The following is a 19,704-nucleotide window of genomic DNA, read 5'->3' on the forward strand; positions in this document are numbered from 1 at the left end:
ATCTTGCCTGAAATTATTCAAAAAATGGACGTTCAAGTCCCGTCGTCCTTTGGATTGTCAACAATTTACTTGGACTCGTCGCCCGGCGCAAGGGTTGGATGATGCTTTTGCGGCTTTCGTCCAGGTGCGGGGGGAGCGACGGATAGGCAGCCGCCCCTCCACGGTTTTGGGGATGTGCCCGCAAGCGGCATGACCCCGGGGTGCGACCCGCAATGCGGTAGGGCGCAAGCCTTTATCGGACTCCTCCTATTTCCCCTTTTCGGGGGCTCACATACAACAGGAGGTCCGTTGTTCGAACCCTGATGCCGCCGCCGCGCGCCTGCATTTCCTCCCACTGCGCATGATGTCCAAGCTTCGCTCCCTGATCATCTGGTCCGTCGTCTTCACGCAAGTCTGCTCGCCTGTGCTGGCGCAGACGCTGCCGATTTCGGTGGACAGGAACGTGTCTGGCGCAAAGCCTTCGGTGGGCGTCAGCAACGGCGTGCCCGTCATCAATATTGCGCCGCCTTCCGCGGGCGGTGTTTCCAATAACCGCTACACGCAATTCAACGTCGGCCCGTCCGGCGCGGTGCTCAACAACAGCGGCGGGCCCAGCCAGACGCAACTGGCCGGCCAGGTGGGTGGCAACCCCATGCTGGGCAACCAGCGCGCCCGCACCATCCTCAACCAGGTCACCGCGCCCAATCCTTCGCAGCTGCTGGGCACGCTGGAAGTGGCCGGCAACCGCGCCAACGTGATCGTCGCCAACCCCGCGGGCATCACGTGCAACGGCTGCGGCTTCCTGAACGCGGACCGTGCCACGCTGACCACGGGTAAGCCCCGGGTGGGCGCCGAGGGCGGCATCGGCTTCGATATCGCGGCGGGCAAGATCCACGTCGACGGCGCGGGCTTGAATGGCGCCAATCTCAGCCAGGTAGACCTCTTGGCGCGCACGCTGCAAATCAATGCGGACGTCTGGGCAGACCGGCTCAACATAAGCGCGGGCGCGGCGCGGGTCGACTACGCATCGGGGGATGTCTCAGCCCAGGCTGGGCAAGGCGCGGCGCCCGAGCTCGCCCTGGACACCGCGGCGCTGGGCGGCATGTACGCCAACAGCGTGCGCCTGATCGGCACCGAGGCCGGGGTGGGCGTGAATATCGGCGGCAATCTGGTGGCGCTGACGGGCGACCTGCAGCTCACTGCCGCGGGCGACGTGCGCATCGCGCCGCGCGGCGCCACGCAGGCGGCCGGCAATCTGCGCCTGGATAGCGGCCGCGACCTGACCGTGCAAGGCACGGCGCAGGCGGGCGGGGCCGTCGCGCTCGCTGCCGCGCGCGATGCCTCCGTTCAAGGCGCTGTCGGCGCGGGCGCGTCCTTGAGCATGGAGGCCGGTGGCGACGCGTCGGTCGGGGCGCAGGGCAGCTTGCGCACGCGAGGCGCCTTGCGCGTGACGGCCGGCAAGGATCTCGCCTTGTCGTCGGACCTGCTGACTTCGGATCAAAACGTGCGCGTGCAATCTGGGCGCAACCTGATGGTGGTGGGCGGCGCGGCAGTGCCGCCTATCGGCCAGGGGGCCATCGCGGGTGGAGGAGCCGGCGAGGATGCGGGTTCGGGGTCGGGGTCGGGTTCGGGTTCGGGCACGACCTCGGGCGCGAGCTCGGGCACCGGCTCCAGCACCCATGTCGGCGGGGAATCCGGCAAGCCCCCCGAGCCGGCGGCTCCTGGCGATCGAGACGGCGGCGCTTCCGTGGCGGGGGGCGTGGTGTCCGCCAAGGACGGCATCACGCTGCTGGCGGGGCGCGACTTGCGCTTGCCGCGTCAGGTATACGCCTCGGGCACGGTGCAGATGCTGGCTGGCGCGGACGCCGTCTCCGACGCCGGCGCGCAGTTGCGGGCCGGCGGTAGCCTGACGGTACACGCCGGCGAAGACGTGGCGCTGGCCGGTGCGGCCGTGGCCGATGGCGCGGTGCGCATCGAGGCGGCGCGCGGCTTGCGCGTGGACGGCAGCGCGCTGGCCCATGCCGGTCCCCTGGACCTTAAAAGCGGGGGTGACCTGCGCCTGGGCGCGGGTGGCCAACTGCAAGGCCCGGGCGTGCGCACTGACGCCGGGCGCGATCTGGTTCTGGATGGCGTCCTCGCCTCCACGGCCGACGCGGACCTGCGCGCACGGCGCAATCTCCACGCCAACGGCAAGGCGGTCGCCAACGGCACCCTGCGCGCGGACGCGGCAGGGAACCTGACCATAGGCGAAGCGGGGCTCGCGCAAGGCAGCTCGCGGCTGCAGCTGGGCGCGGGCCAGGACTTGCGCATCGCAGGTACCGCAGGCACCGCCGCGGGTGCCGGGGGTGGTGCCCGCACTGTGGGCGGAGCTCTCCAGGGTGCCCGCACGGCGGGCGGCATTTTGCAGGCCCAGGCGGGCCGCGACCTCTTCATCACCGGCACGGCGACCGCCGGCTCGCCCATCGTCCTGGGCGCGCAGCGCGACATTCGCCTCGACGGCATCGCCACGGCGCTGGAAGGCGGGCTGACGGCCGACGCCGGCGCGAACCTGCGAGTCGGCGCGGCGGGCAGGTTGCAGGCCTCGGACAGCCTGAATGCCCGCGCAGGCGCAGACCTGGATTCCGATGGCGTCATTGCCGCGGGCGGTGGCCTGGCGCTTGCCGCAAGGGGAGACATCCTGCTGGGCGGCGTCGTGGCGGCGCTGGGCGAACGCGCGTTGGGCAATGCCTCAGTCACGGCCGCACGCGATTTCATCGTCAAGCAGAACGGTCAATTGCAAGCCGCGGGCACGCTCACTGCCCGCGTCGATCGCGACCTGTACGCAGCGGGTGTCCTTAGTTCGGTGGGCGACATGCTGCTGGACGCCGCGCGCGACGCGCGCACGGACGGCTTCGCCGCCACCCACGCCAATCTGACGCTGACGGGCCGCGACGTGACGGTCGGGCCGAGTGGGGTGGCGCAGGCCGGCGGCAAGCTGACCGCCAACGCGCAAGGCGTGTTGCAGGCAGCCGGACGCCTGCTGGCGGGGGGTTCGCAATCGCTGGATGCGGGCGATAGCCTCACGGTTGACGGCACGGTCGCCGCTTTGCAAGGCGACCTGTCGCTCACCGCACAGCGCGGCGATATCGCACTGGGCGCGGCGTCGCGCTTGCAGGCAGGGGGCGCGCTGACCGCGCAAGCGGCAGGCGCGTTGACCGCGCTCGGCTCGGCTGCCGCCGAACAAGGCATGACCTTGCGGGCCGGCACCGACGCCACGCTGGGCGGCATCACCGCCACGCAGGCGGGCAACCTTGTCGTCAGCGCCGCGGACAAGCTCGCCGTCACGGCGGACAGCCGCCTGCAGGCCGGCGCGGCGCTGGATCTGAGCGCGGGCGGCGCGCTGCTTAACGCGGGCATTGCTTCCGCGGACACGCGCGCCAAGCTGCGGGCTGGATCCGCGCTGGACAACGCCGGCTCGGTGCTGGCAGGCGGTGACCTGATCGCCACCGCCTCGGGCTCACTTTCCAACGCGGGCCGTTTCGTGGCAGGGATGGGCGCCGATGGCGCGCTCAACCAGCCGGGCAGCATCACGCTGACTGCGGACGCCATCGTTCATGGCGGCGCCAGCCTCGCCGGCACGGACCTGAGCCTGTCCGCGGGTGGATTGAATCTGGCGGACGGCAAGCTGTCCGCGATAGGGAAGGTCGCCCTGTCGACGCCGGGCGACGTGGACAGCCGTGATGCGGTCGTTCAGGGCGGAGCCTTGGACATCGCTGCCGCCAATCTCTACAACCAGCGCGGCAAACTGACCACAACGGCCGGCGCCGCGATCAAGGTCGATGACGAGCTGGACACCTCCGGCGGAGTGATCGCCGCCGCCGGCAATGCGCGCATCGAGGCGGCGCGTCTCGTCAACCGCGAGGGCACGCTCGCCGCCCATGACCTTGCCATCACCGCCACCGGCGCGCTGGACAACCGCGGCGGCCTGATCCAGGCCGACAACACGCTGGCCCTGAACGCGGCCAGCCTCGACAACCGCGGCCCAGGCGCCGCCGGTCTTGGCAGCCGCAGCATCCCGGACGCCGCCAGGCCGCCGACAGGCGTGCTCGGCAAGGTGGTCTCCCTCATGGCGGACCGCATCGACAACCGGTCGGGGGATATCCAGGCCGTTGAAGCCCTGAACCTGACCTCCTCCCACTTGGACAACACCGGCGGCCAGATCGCCTCCCTGGGCGATTCGCGCATCGTCGCCGACACGCTCAGGAACTCCCGCGGCCAGCTGCACGCGAACCGGACCCTGACTGTCATCGTGCAAGCGCTGCAAGGACTCGGATCGCTGCAATCCGCGGGCGACCTGGGGTTGCAACACGCGGGATCCCTGGACCAGGACGGGGATATCTCCAGTGGCCGCGACCTGAGCCTCGTGATCGGCGGGGCCCTGGATAACCGCGCCCGCGTCACTGCCGGCCGCGACTTGAGCATTACGGCGGATTCGCTGAACAACCAGGCCTCGGGAGCCTTGCTGGCTGCGGGCGTGAACACCATCGCGGTGGCGCAGGGCCTGACCAACGCCGGCCTCATCGACGGCGGCTCGACCCGCATCACCGCAGGCCACGTCGACAATACCGGCCGCATCTACGGCGATGCCGTGTCGATCCAGGCGGGCGCGCTGGTCAACGGCGCGGATGGGGGAGGCAGCGGCGGGGCGGTCATCGCCTCGCGTGCCGACCTGGACCTGGGGGTGGCGTCGTTGGTCAACCGCGACCATGCGCTGATCCACGCGGATGCCGACCTGCGGATCGGCGGCGCGCTGGATGGCAGCGGCCACGCCATCGGCCAGACCGCCTCGCTTGTGAACGCCTCCGCCACCATCGAGGCGGCCGGCAATGCCGACATTTCTGCCGCGTCCCTCCGCAACCAGAACGACCGGTACGCCAGCGTAACGGTACAGGTGTCCAGCACGCCCAAGGTGTACTTCACCCCGGCCGGCACCACCGACATGTACGACGCCGCAAGCCACTGGTTGTGCGACGAAGTGACGCCCATGTGCAGCAAGGATCCGGCCTGGCTGAATGACGACCCGGAGCGCATGTTCCTGTTGCCGTCCGCGAAGTACCCCGAGTCGCGCTATGGGCCGCCCTTCGACTACGCGCCCAGCTTGAAGGGCAAGGGCGGTAAGACGTCGCCGATCACGCCAACCTATACGCCTGTCACCACGGTATGTGACGGCACCGGCGGCGATGCGGGCGCGATCTGCTCGGACGTACCGGAAAAATTCCGGTACGGCGCCCACGAACGCATCTGGTCCGTTTTCGGGGTGACGCCGCCGTCTGGCCCCATGCCCGTCTGGACGGCGCCTGAGCGGGCTTGCTACAACCACGCCACCTGCGACGCCGAAGCCGCGCGCCGCAAAGTCTACGAAGAAGCCTATGCCGCGTACAAAGCGCCGCATATGGCGTTGGACGCGCGCATCCGGGAGTTCAACGCCGACTTCAACAACCGCCTGGTCGGCACGTTTACCTATTACCAGGTCCAGGAGACCGTCAGCGAGACCCGCACCCTGTCCTCCGACCCCGGCAAGATACTGTCGGGCGGGGCCATGATGCTCACCGGTGCCGTCGCCAACGACAAGAGCCAGATCGCCGCGGGCGGCGCGCTCACGGTGGCCGGCCCGGCCATCCACAATATCGGCGCGGGCGGCGAACGCATCATCTCCCGGGTCGGGACCGCCACGGTCACCCAGGCGCGTTCGCGCGACCGCCAGGAATACACCAGCGCCTATCGCAATACCCTGGCGGGCCAGCCTATCGAGCTACCGGTCGGCACTTCCGGCGGCAATCTCACCGTCCCGCTCAACGGCTCCCGCCCCGGCGCCAGCCATGGCGGCATCGCGCCCGGGCCCGTGCAGGTCGCCAGCGTCAGCCTGCCCGGCGCCACCGTGGTGCGCAGTGTCTCCAACCCGGCCGCCGTCCCGGATAACCAATTATTCGCGGTCAACGGCCGGGCGGACGCCCCTTACCTCGTCGCGACCGATCCGCATTTCGTGGGGCAGCGTCCGGTCGTCTCCAGCGACTACCTGCTCAACCTGCTGGTCAAGCCGGGCGCGCAACTGGGTGTGCAGTGGGGTGATTGGGATACCCAGGTGCCCGCAGGCGCCATGTTCCTGACGCCTTCGGGCCAGCCCAAGCGCCTGGGCGACGGCTTCTACGAGCAGAAGCTCGTGTCCGACCAGATCCTGGCCGCCACCGGCCAGCGCTTCCTCGACACGTACAGCGACAACGACAGCCAGTACAAGGCCCTGCTTGCCGCTGGCGCCCAGTTCGCCCGCGGCAACGGCATCCAGCTCGGCGTCGCGCTGACCGAGGCGCAACAGCGCCAGCTCACCACCGATTTGGTCTGGCTGGTCGAACAGACCGTCACGCTGCCCGACGGCACCACCGAGACCGTGCTGGTCCCGCAGGTCTACCTGCTGGTGCGCGAAGGCGACCTCAAGGGCGACGGCACCCTCATGGCCGGACGCAACGTCAAGCTGGCGGCCGAGGGCGATGTCACCGACAGCGGCACCATCGGCGCGCGCGCAGCCACCGTCATGACCGCTGGCAACATCCTCAACCAGGGCGGCGGCCTGATCCAGGGCGCTACCGTCGACCTGGCCGCGCGCGAGGACCTGACCAACCTGGTATCGCTGATCAAGGGCGACAACATCGCCCTGAAGGCGGGGCGCGACATCGCGCTGACGTCCACCGCGGCGTCCGAGAACTTCGGCAGCACCTGGGGCACGCACGTCAGCGGCGAGGCCCGCGTCGATGCCGGCAACCTCAACATGCAGGCCGGCCGCGATATCACGCTGACCGCGGCGCAAGTCTCGGTCAAGGATGATGCGCGGCTGCAGGCTGGGCGGGATATCGCGCTGGAAACGCTTACGGAGAACCATGGCGAAACGCTGGTTCTGAACAAGAACAACCGCCACGACCTGAGCACCAGTTCCGAAGTCGGCTCGACCCTCGCTGCAGGCGGCAACCTCACGTTGGTCGCGGGCCAGGACGTCAACGCGCGCGCGGCCGAAGTCACTGCTGGCAAGCAGCTGGCGGTGGGCGCGGGGCGCGACATCAACCTGGTCGCCGGGGTAGAAACCGGCTCGGCCTACGACGAGGTCCGCTACAAGACCAAGCGCTTCCTCTCGTCCAAGACCACGCACACCATCACCTCCAGCGACTGGGAACAGGCCAAGGCCTCGACCTTCACGGGCGATACGGCCGTGCTGATGGCCGGGCGCGACCTGAACGTGGCCGGGTCGAATGTCGGCGCGCAGAAGGACCTGGTCCTGTCCGCCGAGCGCGACGTGAACCTCCTGCCCGGCCAGAACACCGAGGACCGCTACGACTACAAGATGGTCAAGAAGTCCGGCTTCGGCGCAATGGGCGGCTTCAGTTATGGCACCCGCAAGCAGACCGACTGGATCGATGGCGAGAAAGTCTTCAACACCGCCAGCACCGTCGGCAGCGTCGAAGGCGATGCGCTCATCAAGGCCGGTGAAGCGCTGGACATTACCGGCAGCAATGTCCTCGCGCGCCAGGGCGACATCACGCTGATCGGCCAGGAGGTGAACATCGGCGCGGCGCTCGATACCACGCGGGAGAAGGAATTCCATGAGATCAAGCAGACGGGGCTGACGCTTACCGCCAGCAACCCCATCGTGAGTGCCGTGCAGACCGGGATACGCATGGCAGAAGCCGCGGGCAAGACGGATAACACCGTCATGAAGGGCCTGGCCGGGGCAACCGCCGGCGTCGCTGCCGTCAACGCCTACGACGCCGTGCGCGCCTCCGCCAAGGCGGCCGAGGCCGCCGAACTCGCCAAGGCCGGGTCGAGCAACAAGATCGATCAAGTGGGCGGCGTGAGCATCAAGCTCAGCCTGGGTACCAGCAAGAGTTCCAGCACCACGGATCGCAGTTCGTCCAGCGCCCATGGTTCGACGATCACCGCGGGCAGGGACCTGACCATTGTTGCCCAAGGCGCGGGCAAGGACTCCGACATCACCGTCACCGGTTCCACCTTGTCGGCAGGCGACAAGGTGGCGCTCAAGGCCGAAGGCGATGTCATCCTGCAGGCCGCGCGCAACGCCTTCGAGCAGCAGACCGACAGCAAGAGCAGCAGCGCCAGCATCGGCATCGGCTACTCCACGGGCGGCAAGCAGAATGGCTTCACGCTGGAGCTGGGCGCGTCGCTGGGCCGGGGCAAGGCCAACGGCAAGGACGAAAGCTGGACCAACAGCCTCATCACCGCGGGCAACGTGCTGGCCATTCAAGCCGGCGGGGACACCACCCTCAAAGGCGCGACGGGAGAGGCTGATCGCATCATCGCATCCGTCGGCGGCAACCTGCTGCTGGAGAGTTTGCAGGACAGCAGCAAGTACGACTCCAAGAACCAGAGCGCAGGCTTCGGGCTGAGTCTATGCATCCCGCCGTACTGCCAGGGCGCCAGCAGCTTCTCGGCCAACGCCAGCGCCGGCAAATTGCAAAGCGACTTCAAGTCCGTCATGGAACAGACGGGCTTGCGGGCCGGCGACGGCGGCTTCCAGATCGACGTCAAGAAAGAGACCAAGCTCGCCGGCAGCGTCATCGCCAGCAGCGACCAAGCCGTGGCGCAAGGGCTGAACACGCTCGACACCGGCACGTTGATCACCGAGGACATCAAGAACCGCGCCAAATACAGCGGCGGCCAGGTGTCCATCGGTGGGGGCTTCGGCTTCGGAGGCGGCAAGGGCGCAGACTCAGGCCTGGGCACGACCAAAGGCGGCCAGGTGGCGGGCGGCGCCAGCAAGGAGCATGGCTCGTCCGTCGCCACTGGCAGCGGCGGCTTTGGCATGGGCACACCCATCGTCGTGGGCGCCAAGGGCAGCAGCAGCTCGACCACGCAAAGCGCCATCAGCGGCGGCACGGTCGTAATCCGCGATGAGGCGGCGCAGCAGGATCGGACGGGGATGACGGCGGCGGAAACGATCGCGGCGTTGAACCGGGACGCCTCGGACACCTTGAATGCGCTGAAGCCGATTTTTGATAAGGAGAAGATCGAGGCGGGGTTTGAGATTGCGTCGGAGGCGCAACGGCAGGCGGGGCAGTTCTTAGAAAATCGGGCGAAGGAAGCGGACGCGCTGAAGAAAGCGATGGATGCCGAGCCTGAAGGGGCTCGCAAGGAGCAACTCGCCGCTCAATATGCGGAAGCCGCGAAGTGGGGGCCCAACGGCGGATATCGTTTGCTCATTACCGCCGTGAGCGCGGCGGCAGGCGGTAACGTGACTGGAGGGGCAGGGCAATTCGCCCAATCAGCAGCAGTGAACTATCTGCACAGCATGGGCGCAGCTCAGATCAAAGATCTTGCCGCCTCCCTCGGTGGAGAGGGGTCGCCAGGACATGTAGCGCTTCATGCTGTATTGGCATGCGGTGGAGCTGTGGTTCAGGGTGCAAACTGCGGCGCCGGGGCTGTTGGCGCGTCGGCAAGCATTGTTCTGAACAGCCTTTTGGAGAAGGCATTTGGTCCCAGTGCTGCCGGGCTTCGGGCTGAAGAAAAGGAGCAGCGTTCGAATCTAATTGTTTCCATCGTGGCTGCTATTTCCAGTGGGCTCTCTTCAGAGCAAATGTTGGCAAGTGCGACGGCCGCTCGTATTGAAGTTGAGAACAACACGCTGAAGGACCATGCGAGCGTCCACACCGCCAAGTTCGAATCCAAGGTTAAGGAGTTGGCGGAATGTGTGGGCGATCGCGGATGTCAAAGCGCAGTTGGTCATTTCGACGGGTGGATCAAGGTTATTGACGAGCAGGATCTACCAGCTTGCGGGGACAACGACCCGTGTGTTCAGGACAAGTTGCTTGAGAGGGAGATATATGTTGCGGGGCGTGCCACTGCTATCGGTCGATTGAGTGATCCGCTGATCGCTGGGATGGATTTGCTGGATACGGCCAATCGTGACAATACCTATGATCGGTTGGCGTTGAAGGATGCGCTGGTGCGCTTCCAGATTGGCACGCCCGACTACGCAAACGGAGTGGACCGTTTTGTAGTTGAGACAATGATGGCATCGCCGGTAGTTTTTGCGGCGGTGAAAGGATTGTCACCTCTAGATAGTGACGGCGGGGTTAGCGGTAAGCCTAAATCATCCAGCACTACATTAGAAAACGGAAGCTTGCCGAAGATTGGTTCTCTAAAGGGCGATCCTGAGCTTCCACCTAAGAATGCGAGTCCGGACATGGTACGTTCTATTGAACGGCAGAATGAGGCTGCGATAGATCTGGCAAAGGCCGGATATCAAGTTGAGCAGTTGCCAAATATAAATAAAAATTCCGCTAATCCAGACTTGAAAATAAATGGTGAATTTGCGGACGTTTATTCTCCAAAAACTAATAGCCTGATATCGGTTTTGAAAACAATGGCTGAGAAAGTGGATAGGCAGGCGAGAAACATTGTTGTCAATTTGGCGGACTCGCCTTTGACGTTTAGCCAGATAGAGGGCGCGCTGAAAGCAACGCCAGTTGAAGGTTTGAGAAGTGTATATGTCCTTAAGGGTGGGAAGTTAAAAATTATCGAGGTTTCTAAATGAGTATAGTGATGACATTGGAGGTCGAAAATGGTGCGGCGCTCGAAGATATTGCCGACATCTTCCTAAAAATGGGTGGTAACTATGAGTTGGGCGGTGGAAGGCTCGATTCACTTTTCACCGAATCGGGTTGTCAATTTTCCATTCGTTATCTCAGCGAGCCGGAGAGCGTGGTCGCTGAAGAGATGAGCGATGTCGATTGGAAGGTTGGTTTGCGAGGAGCATTTCATTGTCGAGGTGCCAATCTAGTCGCGAGTTGGTGCGATATTCAGCGGTTTGTTGAGAATTTCGCTGAGGTTAAGAGGTTTCGCTTTGTGTTGTCTTTCCAATATGAAGAAGTCTATGCAATAAGAAATTCAGATGGATTGTTTTTTATACGTAGTCTATTATGTGACGGGTAAAGACTAAGGGTTCCGTGCCGGCATAAGGAAAATTGTGTCAAATGAAATTTTCTAAGAAATAATTAAATTTCAGGGGGGGTGTTGATTCTGCAAGTCGTCCTGGCGGAAAAGATTTAGGACTCGAAAGATGGGAAATGAAGTAGCGGTCATCGTTCTAGGGGATGAGTACGACGATGCTCTCAGAGAGGCAATTCGCGCTGTTCTCGTAACGGTGGTGCCATTGAAATTGATAAATCTTGGAGGGTGGGCGGGACTCAAGAAGTCGAGCGTCAGATCGTCGCGCTTGGTGGTGCAATAATATCGATTGAGGCAGAGATCTTTATCGGGTCACTGTTTCCGGACCCAAAGAGGTAGTGGATGACATTGCTCTTCAGATTAAATGTAGGTTGTTGATGCGAGTGAAAAAAGCCGCCTTTCGCCAAAAAGGAAAGGTGTAAAAAAAGAAAGGTCTCGGACTGGAGTTGCCAGGGTTCAGTGGACACCTAATTTCCGCTTGCTATGCGCAGCTTCAAATTCATTCGGACTACCACCACCGAGATAGCTGCGTCGTCGCACTGAATTGTGGAAATCACCAATGTGCCCGGCCAAGCTTAAAGCGGCAGCATCTCGGTCCGAGTAAATGTGCTTCTTGATGTGCTCCTTCTTCAGGCTACCGAAGAAGGACTCGGCTACAGCGTTGTCCCAACAGTTTCCCCGCCTGCTTATGCTCCGCTCCAGATGATTTGCAGAAACGCCGCCATGTATCACTGCCATGCTGAGTGCGTTGATCTGAATGGATCAGCGCGCGTTGAGGGTGTCGATATCGTACGGCTGTTGGCAACAGCATCTAGGACTAATTATCGATGGACCGTCGGTCTCGTAGCTGAGCCAACGATCTTTCTGGAAAAAAAGGCGTCAGGCTATATTTTCCAAAAAAAATATCCTGACACTCTCGCGAATAATGTTCCGGACGGTTGGAAGATGCGCGCTCAAGGACGAAGATGGAAAGATACTTATGTCTCGTTCTTTCGACCGCATGTACGGTGAGTCCGAAAAGACTTTTCTCACGTACGCGAGTTTGCTTGAAGACCACAAGGGGGCTCGCGACGAGCTAGGCGCTAGACTGAACTTCTGGAGCGAGCCGCTTTACACCGAGATTTTTCATTTCCCGGATCAAGTCGCAGAGAAGTAGGCAGCGCTCGCGGATTAACCGCGCTTGTCTGCTGTAGGCCGGGGTTGGAAGAGGGTGTCGACCGGCCTACACCTCCAAAAAAAGCAATCCCCTTCCGGCACCTTCCCCTTAGGCCGCAGCCCTCCCATCCCCGCGGCCCGCCAATAGCATGAGACGCCGGGCACCTACTGCTTGTGATGCACCTCCTGCAACCCATAGACCTGCACCGGCATCCCCACTTGCCTGGCCTTTAATTGCAGCGACAGATATTGCGAATAATGCCGTGACTGGTGCAGGTTGCCGCCGTGGAACCAGAGGGCTTCCTGTTGCGTGGGCTTCCACATATTGCGTTGCTCGCCTTCCCAGGGGCCGGGGTCCTTGGTGGTGTCGGAGCCCAGGCCCCAGCACTTGCCGACCTTGTCCGCGACTTCGCGGCTGATCAGGTCCGCGGCCCAGCCGTTCATCGAGCCGTAGCCGGTTGCGTAGACCACCAGGTCCGCAGGGAGTTTGACGCCTGACTTCAGGACCACGGCGTCGCGCGTCAGGTGGCTGACGTCGGTGCGCGACTGCAGCTTGATGCTGCCGTCGATGATCAGGTCGCAGGCGCCGACGTCGATGTAATAGCCGGATCCGCGTCGCAGGTATTTCATGAACAGGCCGGAGCCGTCGTCGCCCCAGTCCAGCATGAAACCGGCCTTCTCGAGCTTGGCGTAGAACTCGGCATCGCGCTCGCGCATCTGGTCGTAGAGCGGGATCTGGAATTGCGCCATGATCTTGTAGGGCAGGGACGCGAATGTCAGGTCGGCCTTGCGTGTGGTCATGCCGTTGGCCAGCGCCTGCTCCGAATACAGGCCGCCCAGGCCGATGTCCATCAGCGTGTCGGAACGCACGATGTGGGTGGACGAACGCTGCACCATGGTGACGTTGGCGCCGGCTTCCCATAGCGCCGCGCAGATATCGTGCGCGGAGTTGTTGGCGCCGATGACCACCACGTTCTTGCCGCGGTAGGCGTCGGGGCCGGGGTGGCGTGAAGAGTGCTGCTGCTCGCCCTGGAATTCGTCCTGGCCGGGGAAGGTGGGAATGTTGGGTTTGCCGGACATGCCGGTGGCCAGCACCAGTTGCTTTGGCCGCAGCACGACTGGCTTGCCTTCGCGCAGCACGTTGACTTCCCATTCCTGCTTTTGCTCGTCATAGCGCGCCGACTGGCAGACGGTGGAGGTCCAGTAAGTGAGCTCCATGATCTTGGTGTACATCTCCAGCCAGTCGCCGATCTTGTCCTTGGGAGCAAAGATCGGCCAGTTCTCGGGGAAGGGGATGTAGGGCAGGTGGTCGTACCAGACCGGATCGTGCAGGCACAGCGACTTGTAGCGCTTTCTCCAGCTGTCGCCGGCGCGCTCGTTCTTTTCGATGATGATGGTGGGCACGTCCAGCTGGCGCAGGCGCGCGCCCAGCGCGATTCCCCCTTGGCCGCCGCCGATGATGAGCACATAGGGCTGTGTCTCGTAGCCCAGCTCGGCCGCTTCCTGTTCGCGTTTTTCCAGCCAGGTTTTGCGGGTGCGGCTGCTGCCGTGCTCGGCGCCCTTGGGACGGCGCAGGCCGCTGGGTTCTTCGTGCCCCTTGAGTTCCGACATGGTGGTCAGCAGAGTCCAGATCTTGCCATCCCGGACGCGGATGTGGCCGTAGCCACGCGCGCGGTTGGTCTCGATTTCGATCCAGCCTTGCAGGAGGCCGGCGTCGTCGGAGACGGCTTCTTTCTGGTCCAGGCTGAAGCGCACCGGCTCCACATGCGACAGTTGCTGCCGCAGCATGTCGCGAATTTGATCCTGTCCCTCCAGTGTGCGGAGGTTCCAGGTGAACAGCACCAGGTCGCGCCAATAGCAGTCATCCTGGAACAGTGCGGCGACGCCATCGATGTCTTTGTTGCCCAGCGCCGTATTCAGGCGCGCGAGCACGGCGCCCAGGGTGGCGCCGGCTTGATCGGTCTGCATGACTTGTCTCCTTGCCCTTGGCGGGCGTCGTTGTCATGGCGGGCCGGGTTGCGGTCCGCCGGCGCCCCAGCCTGTGCCGGCCGGTGAGCGTCGATAACGATCAAGCAATTGGCATGCCAACCCCGTTGTCCTGGGGGCCGGGGCCGGATCCCGTGGCGCCGCGCCACACCTGTGGCGCCCGGGTGTGGCACCGGGGCGTTATGCCTCAGGAGCGCGAGGCGAGCCCGTGGCGCCGCATCTGGCGATGGACGGTGGAGCGGTCTACGCCCAGGCGCCGGGCGGCTTCGGACACGTTGCCGCCGCAACTGGCCAGCATGGCGCGCAAGGCCGCCTCTTCAGGGCTGGCGGCCGCCGCGGCCGGCGCCAGCGCGTCGGGCAGGTCGCCAGGTTCGATAACGCCGTTCTCGCACAATGCCGCGGCCACTGCGATGGCGTTGGCGAGTTCGCGGATGTTGCCGGGCCAGGCATGCGCCTTCAATGCCATCAGCGCGGCGGGCGCCAGCACCGGGGCGCCGGACTCGTCCTGGTGGCGCGCCAGCAGGCGCGCGATAAGCCATTCGAGGTCGTCGCGTTCGCGCAGCGGTGGCACGGTGAGCGTGGCGGCGTTGATGCGGTAATAGAGGTCTTCGCGAAACCGCCCCTCACGCACCAGCGTGGCAAGGTCGCGGTGCGAGGCAGACACCAGACTCAGGCGCAGCGGGCGCGGCGCGTTGGCGCCGATGGGAGTCACCTCCGATTCGGCCAGCACGCGCAGCAGGCGGCTTTGCAGCGCCAAGGGCATGTCGCCGATTTCATCGAGGAACAGGGTGCCGCCGTCGGATTCTTCGATCAAGCCCTTGCGGCCCTTGGTCGCCGCGCCCGTGTAGGCGCCGGGCAGATAGCCGAAGAGTTCGCTTTCGATCAGAGATTCGGGGATCGCCGCGCAGTTCACCGCGACGAAACGGCCCGCGCGCTGGCTGCCGTCGTGGATGGCGCGGGCCAGGTACTCCTTGCCGACGCCGGTTTCGCCTTGCAGCAGGATGGGCAGCCTCTGCCGGGCAAGCTTGGCGGCGCGTGTCAGCATGGCCGCCATGCGGGCGTCGCCGCCGTCCAGGCCGCGCAGCGCGGACGGCGTGCCGCGCACCGATACGCTCGCGCCGCGGGTGTGCCGGTTGGGTTCGATGGCATGCGCAAACAACGCATTGCCATCGCGCGCCACGATCAGGCGCTGCTGCGGCGCGTGGGCGCGGGTGTAGCGCGGCAGGTCGTCGAGCTGCACATCGAAGAAACGGGTGACGGGCTGGCCCATCAGGCTGGCGGGATTGCGCCAGTCCAGTCCGGCGGCACGGGCCAGCAGCTTGGCGCCCGTATGCGTCATGCCGAGGATGCGACCGGAACCATCCAGCGATATCGCAGCCTCCGGATCCACGTCCAGGAATTCGGGCGAACGCGCGAAGCGCAGCACCCACTCATTGCTGGTGCGCGCCATCAGGTTGGCCATTTCGATGCGCCGCGTGGTGCTGGTGACCAGGTGCAGCGCCAGGTTCTGGCTGGCCTTCAGAATGGGCGAGCTGAGCAGCGAGATGTCCAGCACGGCCGCCAGCTCGCCATCGGCGCTGTAGATCGGCGCGGCGGTGCAGGACAGCGGCGTGTGGGTGTTGTCGAAGTGATCGGTCTGGTGGATGGTGAGGGCTTCGCCGCTTTCCAGGCAGGCGCCGACGGCGCAGGTGCCGGCGCGCCGCTCCGACCATTCCGACCCCAGATAGAGCCCGGCCTTGCGCAGGCTGGCGGTCTGCTGCGCGTCGCCCAGGAACTCCACCGTCACGCCCTGGCGGTCCGCCAGCAGTAACACATAGTTCTGGCCGGCGACCTGGCGGAACAGGTGGTCCAGGCCCGATCGCGCGATCGAGATCAGGGCTTCGGATTGCTGGCGGTGCTCGCGCAGCCGGCCGTCGGGCACGATATAGGCCTCGCAGGCCTGGGCCGGATCCAGCCGGTATTGGTCCAGGCAGCGCAGCCAGCTGCTCACCACGTGGGCGTCGCGCTGGGTGGGCCGGCCGAGGCCGACTTGCTCGATCTCGCGGATATGGGCCGAGTGCAGGGATTCCTGGCTAGGCATGTCGTCTCCATGGTGCCCGATCTGCGCCGGATCAACGGCCAGCATGCACAGAGGACGACACGCCTGTAAATGCTGGTTATCCAGCATGGGGCGGTGGGAAGTTACAGGTCGACCTTTACCTTGCCGGCTTGTACCAGCCCGGCGACGTCGCGTATTTCCGCCAGCAGCGCCTGCTGCAACTGGGCAGGCGTGCCGCCGGTGGGCTGGAAGCCCTGTTCGCTCAGCTTGGCGCGCACGGCGTCGGTCTGCAGCGCGCGGTTGATGCCCTGGTTCAGCGCGGCGATGGCGGCTTCCGGAGTGCCGGCCGCGCAATACGTGCCGAACTGGATCTGCGCGGAGAATCCGGCGGGGCCGCTCTCCGCCACCGTCGGAATGTCCGGATACTTGGGCAGGCGCTCCGGGCTGGTCACCGCCAGGACGCGCAGGCGTCCGCTTTGCAGATAGGGCTCCACCGCCGCCACGGTGGCCACCACCACCTGGATCTGTCCGCCCAACAGGTCGGTCATCATCGGACCCGTGCCGCGGTACGGCACGTGCAGCATGTCGATGCCGCAGGCGGCCTGTAGCAGCTCGGTAGCGAGGTGCTGCGGGGTGGCATTGCCCGGGGAGCCGAAGGTCAGCGCCTTGGGCTCGCGTTTGGCCTGGGCGATGAGTTCGCCCAGCGTCTTGGCCGGCAGGCCGGCGTTCACCGCGACCATGTAGGGCGACCGCGCGATGGGGCAGACGGGCGCCAGTTGCTTGAGCACGTCCTCGGGCGGCCGGGCGTAGTAGCGCACCGAGGGCACCAGCCCGGCAAACAGCAGCACGCTGCCATCCTTGGCGCCGTTGGCGGTGTAGTCGGCGCCCAGCATGCCGCTGGCGCCGGGCTTGTTCTCAACCACCACGGAGCGGTCCAGCGCGCCTTCCAGGCTTGCCGCGATGACGCGGCCCAGCACGTCGGTGCCGCCGCCCGGCGGAAAAGGGACGATGACGCGCAAGGGGGCTTCGCGCGCATTGGCCGTGCCACCGAGGGCGGCGCCCAGCGGCGTGATGGCCAGGGCCGCCATGTTCTTCAGGAGGGTTCTGCGATTCATATTGTTTGTCTCCGTATCCACTCTACGCGGGCTAGGGCACGATGGGCGCCCCGGACGCCTGCAGCAGGAATCCCTGCAGCGCCGCCGCCACGATGGCGGGCTCTTCCACTGGCAGCATGTGCCGTTGACCTGGCACCACCTGGGCCTGGGCTTGCGGTAGCGCGCTGGCCAACTCCCGCGTCATGCGCGGGGTTGATCCGACATCCAGCTCACCCGTCATCACCAGGGCAGGGCAGGCGATACCGGACGCCGCTTGCGCCAATATCGTGTCGCCCAGCGCGAAGATGCGATAGGCGGCCAGGAAGCTGGCGCGGTTGTTATGCAGCAGGCGCTGGCCGATGCGAGTTACGCGCTCGGGACACCGGGCCTGGAAGGCTGGCGTGAACCAGCGTTGCAGCGAGACCTCGGCGGCGGCTTGGCGGTCCTGCGTCGCAGCCGCGTCCAGGCGTGCCAGGACGGCACGGGCTTCGTCGGGGTTGCGTTGGAAAACGGTGCTCAACAGGGCCAGCCGGGTGACGCGCTGCGGTCGGGCGGCGGCATAGGCGCCGGCGATCAGGCCGCCCATGGAATAGCCCAGCACGTTGGCGCTTTTCCAGCCGGCGCGATCCAGTTCCGTGTCCAGCTGGGCAATGAAGTCCTGCACCGTCACGCTCTCGTCGATGGCGCGAGCGTGGCCGTGGCCCAGCATGTCATAGCGCAGCACCTCGAAGTCCGGCTCCAGCAGGGGCGCCAGATCGTCCCATAGCGTGTGGTCCAGGCCTACGCCATGCAGCAGCACCAATGGCTCGCCGCGACCCGAACGCCGAAAATGCGCGCTCATTTGGACTGCGCCTCGCGCTCGAGTTCCTGCAGGTCGGAATAGCGGTTGCCGATCCGGTGTTGTGGTCGTCCGGACGTGGCCGCGCCCAGGGCGACCACGATCTCGTCCGGCGCCGGCGCGTCGTTGATGGTGGTTTGCACCGTCAAATAGTGCGAGCGCAGGCCTTCGTCGAGTTTGTGCATTAACGGCACGGTGATCACGCAGCCGGGACCGCCCCGCATGTTGGTGAAGCTCAGGTAGCTGGTGCCGCCCACCGCCCCACGATAGGCGTTGCCGAACCGCAGCGTGTGGATCAACGCCGACGCATGCTCGATCTCGCCGGCCGTGCCGACGACCGCGGCCTTGCCGTAGGCCTCGACCTGATCGGCGGAGCCGGCCTGGCGCAGGATTTCCGCAACCAGCAGCTCACCCAAAGGCGGCGCGGCTTCCAGGATCTTCGGCCGCAGGTCTTCCTGGAAGGGCAGGCCAGCCCAAGGATTGCGGATCACGGCCGCCGCGATGATCATCACCAGCGGCCGCTCGGCCGCGCGGCCGCCTTCGATCAGGGTTTTTTCCACATAGCTGACTACCTTGCGCACTTGCAAAGACATACCGCTGCTCCAGTACCGGTTGGATGAAAGACGCGGCCATTGTTGGGGGCGGCAAGCAGTTTTGACAATCCAAATTAACTCAAGTTAATTTCGGAAAATCCGAATTAATAGCCGCCCTTCCCGATGCCGCCACCTTTGAAGATCCAGCACCTGCGCCAGTTCCTGCTGGCGGCCGACAACGGCAGCTTCCGCCTCGCGGCCGAAGGTACGTTCCGCTCCCAGGCGGCCGTATCGGCGGCCATGCAGGACCTGGAGCAGCAGTTGGGCGCGCCGCTGTTCGAGCCCGGCAAGCGCGCGCAGCTCACGCCCCTGGGTATCGCCGTGGCGCCGCTTTTCCGGGAACTGCTTGCCACCCATGACCGCGTGCTGGATGCGGCGCGCCAGTTTGGCCTGGGCAGCCAGGGGCCGGTGTCGCTGGCGGTGATGCCCTCGCTGGCCGACGAATGGCTGCCACGCCTGCTGGAGCGCTATGCGCGCAGCCACCCGGCGATCCGCATCCGGGCCATTGATGAATCGTCGCAGGATGTGCATCGACTGGTGCTGAGCGGCGAGGTACAGGTGGGCGTGGCGGGACAAGTGCCGCGCACGGCGGAGGTGGCCTTCGCGCCGGTGGCGCGCGACGCTTTTGGACTGGTATGCCGCAAGAGTCATCCGTTGGCGCGGCGACGAGGGCCCGTGCCCTGGTCGGCGCTGGAAGGAGAACGCCTGATAGGCAACGCCACCTTCGACACGTTGAAGAACCGGCGGTTGGGCGCCGCCATCGAGGACCCTTTCATGGTGGTGTCCAACCGCGCGTCGCTCTTGGCCAGCGTGGTCAGCGGGCTAGGCGTGACTGTGCTGCCGGTGCTGGCGCGGCCCACGGCAGCCAGCGGGCTGGCCTTTGTTCCGCTGGCAGAACCCACCGTGGAACGCATCGTCGGCGTGTTAACCCGCAAGGAAGAAACGCTGCTGCCCTCAGTGGCCGCAATGCATGAATTGGCCCTGCGGTCGTTGTCCCAGTTCACGCGTCGCAAGGGCGCGATCCTGGTATAG

The 19,704-nt window shown here is 65.2% G+C and carries 9 protein-coding genes; 3 read left to right on the top strand and 6 right to left on the bottom strand.

Annotation, left to right across the window (positions count from 1 at the left end; all coding sequences use genetic code 11):
• Positions 1–340: 340 nt before the first annotated feature.
• Both CEY08_RS09455 and CEY08_RS29800 read left to right on the top strand, forming a co-directional pair.
• Positions 341–10,555: a hemagglutinin repeat-containing protein gene (locus tag CEY08_RS09455; RefSeq protein ID WP_076817503.1), complete on the top strand. Its 10,215-nt coding sequence runs from the start codon at positions 341–343 to the stop codon at positions 10,553–10,555.
• A gap of 8 nt (positions 10,556–10,563) precedes the next feature.
• Positions 10,564–10,953 (top strand): hypothetical protein, encoded by a 390-nt coding sequence (locus CEY08_RS29800; RefSeq protein ID WP_126389536.1) that lies wholly within the window; start codon positions 10,564–10,566, stop codon positions 10,951–10,953.
• 471 nt (positions 10,954–11,424) lie between these two features.
• Here the strand turns inward: CEY08_RS29800 and CEY08_RS30330 are convergent, their stop codons facing one another.
• The 6 genes from CEY08_RS30330 to CEY08_RS09490 all read right to left on the bottom strand — a co-directional run bounded on the left by CEY08_RS30330 (position 11,425) and on the right by CEY08_RS09490 (position 18,672).
• Complete coding sequence (locus tag CEY08_RS30330; protein ID WP_076817505.1) at positions 11,425–11,706, bottom strand: integrase core domain-containing protein; 282 nt, start codon at positions 11,704–11,706, stop codon at positions 11,425–11,427.
• Positions 11,707–12,288: 582 nt separating this feature from the next.
• A complete protein-coding gene (locus CEY08_RS09470) occupies positions 12,289–14,091 on the bottom strand; it encodes an NAD(P)/FAD-dependent oxidoreductase (protein ID WP_076817507.1) in 1,803 nt (600 codons plus the stop codon).
• 205 nt (positions 14,092–14,296) lie between these two features.
• Positions 14,297–16,189: a sigma-54-dependent Fis family transcriptional regulator gene (locus tag CEY08_RS09475; protein WP_076818138.1), complete on the bottom strand. Its 1,893-nt coding sequence runs from the start codon at positions 16,187–16,189 to the stop codon at positions 14,297–14,299.
• Positions 16,190–16,290: 101 nt separating this feature from the next.
• Positions 16,291–17,262, bottom strand: coding sequence for a Bug family tripartite tricarboxylate transporter substrate binding protein (locus CEY08_RS09480; RefSeq protein ID WP_076817509.1), 972 nt, complete (start codon positions 17,260–17,262; stop codon positions 16,291–16,293).
• A gap of 31 nt (positions 17,263–17,293) precedes the next feature.
• Positions 17,294–18,082: an alpha/beta fold hydrolase gene (locus CEY08_RS09485; protein WP_063960578.1), complete on the bottom strand. Its 789-nt coding sequence runs from the start codon at positions 18,080–18,082 to the stop codon at positions 17,294–17,296.
• Positions 18,079–18,672, bottom strand: a complete 594-nt coding sequence (locus tag CEY08_RS09490) for an amino acid synthesis family protein (protein ID WP_042795243.1) — start codon at positions 18,670–18,672, stop codon at positions 18,079–18,081. Before CEY08_RS09490 ends, CEY08_RS09485 begins: the two co-directional genes overlap by 4 nt.
• Positions 18,673–18,795: 123 nt before the next feature.
• On the opposite strand from CEY08_RS09490, the gene CEY08_RS09495 reads away from it, so the two are divergent.
• On the top strand, positions 18,796–19,704 hold the full coding sequence (locus CEY08_RS09495) for a LysR family transcriptional regulator (protein WP_042795242.1): 909 nt from the start codon (positions 18,796–18,798) through the stop codon (positions 19,702–19,704).

Source organism: Achromobacter insolitus (assembly GCF_002209555.1).
Lineage (GTDB): Bacteria > Pseudomonadota > Gammaproteobacteria > Burkholderiales > Burkholderiaceae_B > Achromobacter > Achromobacter insolitus.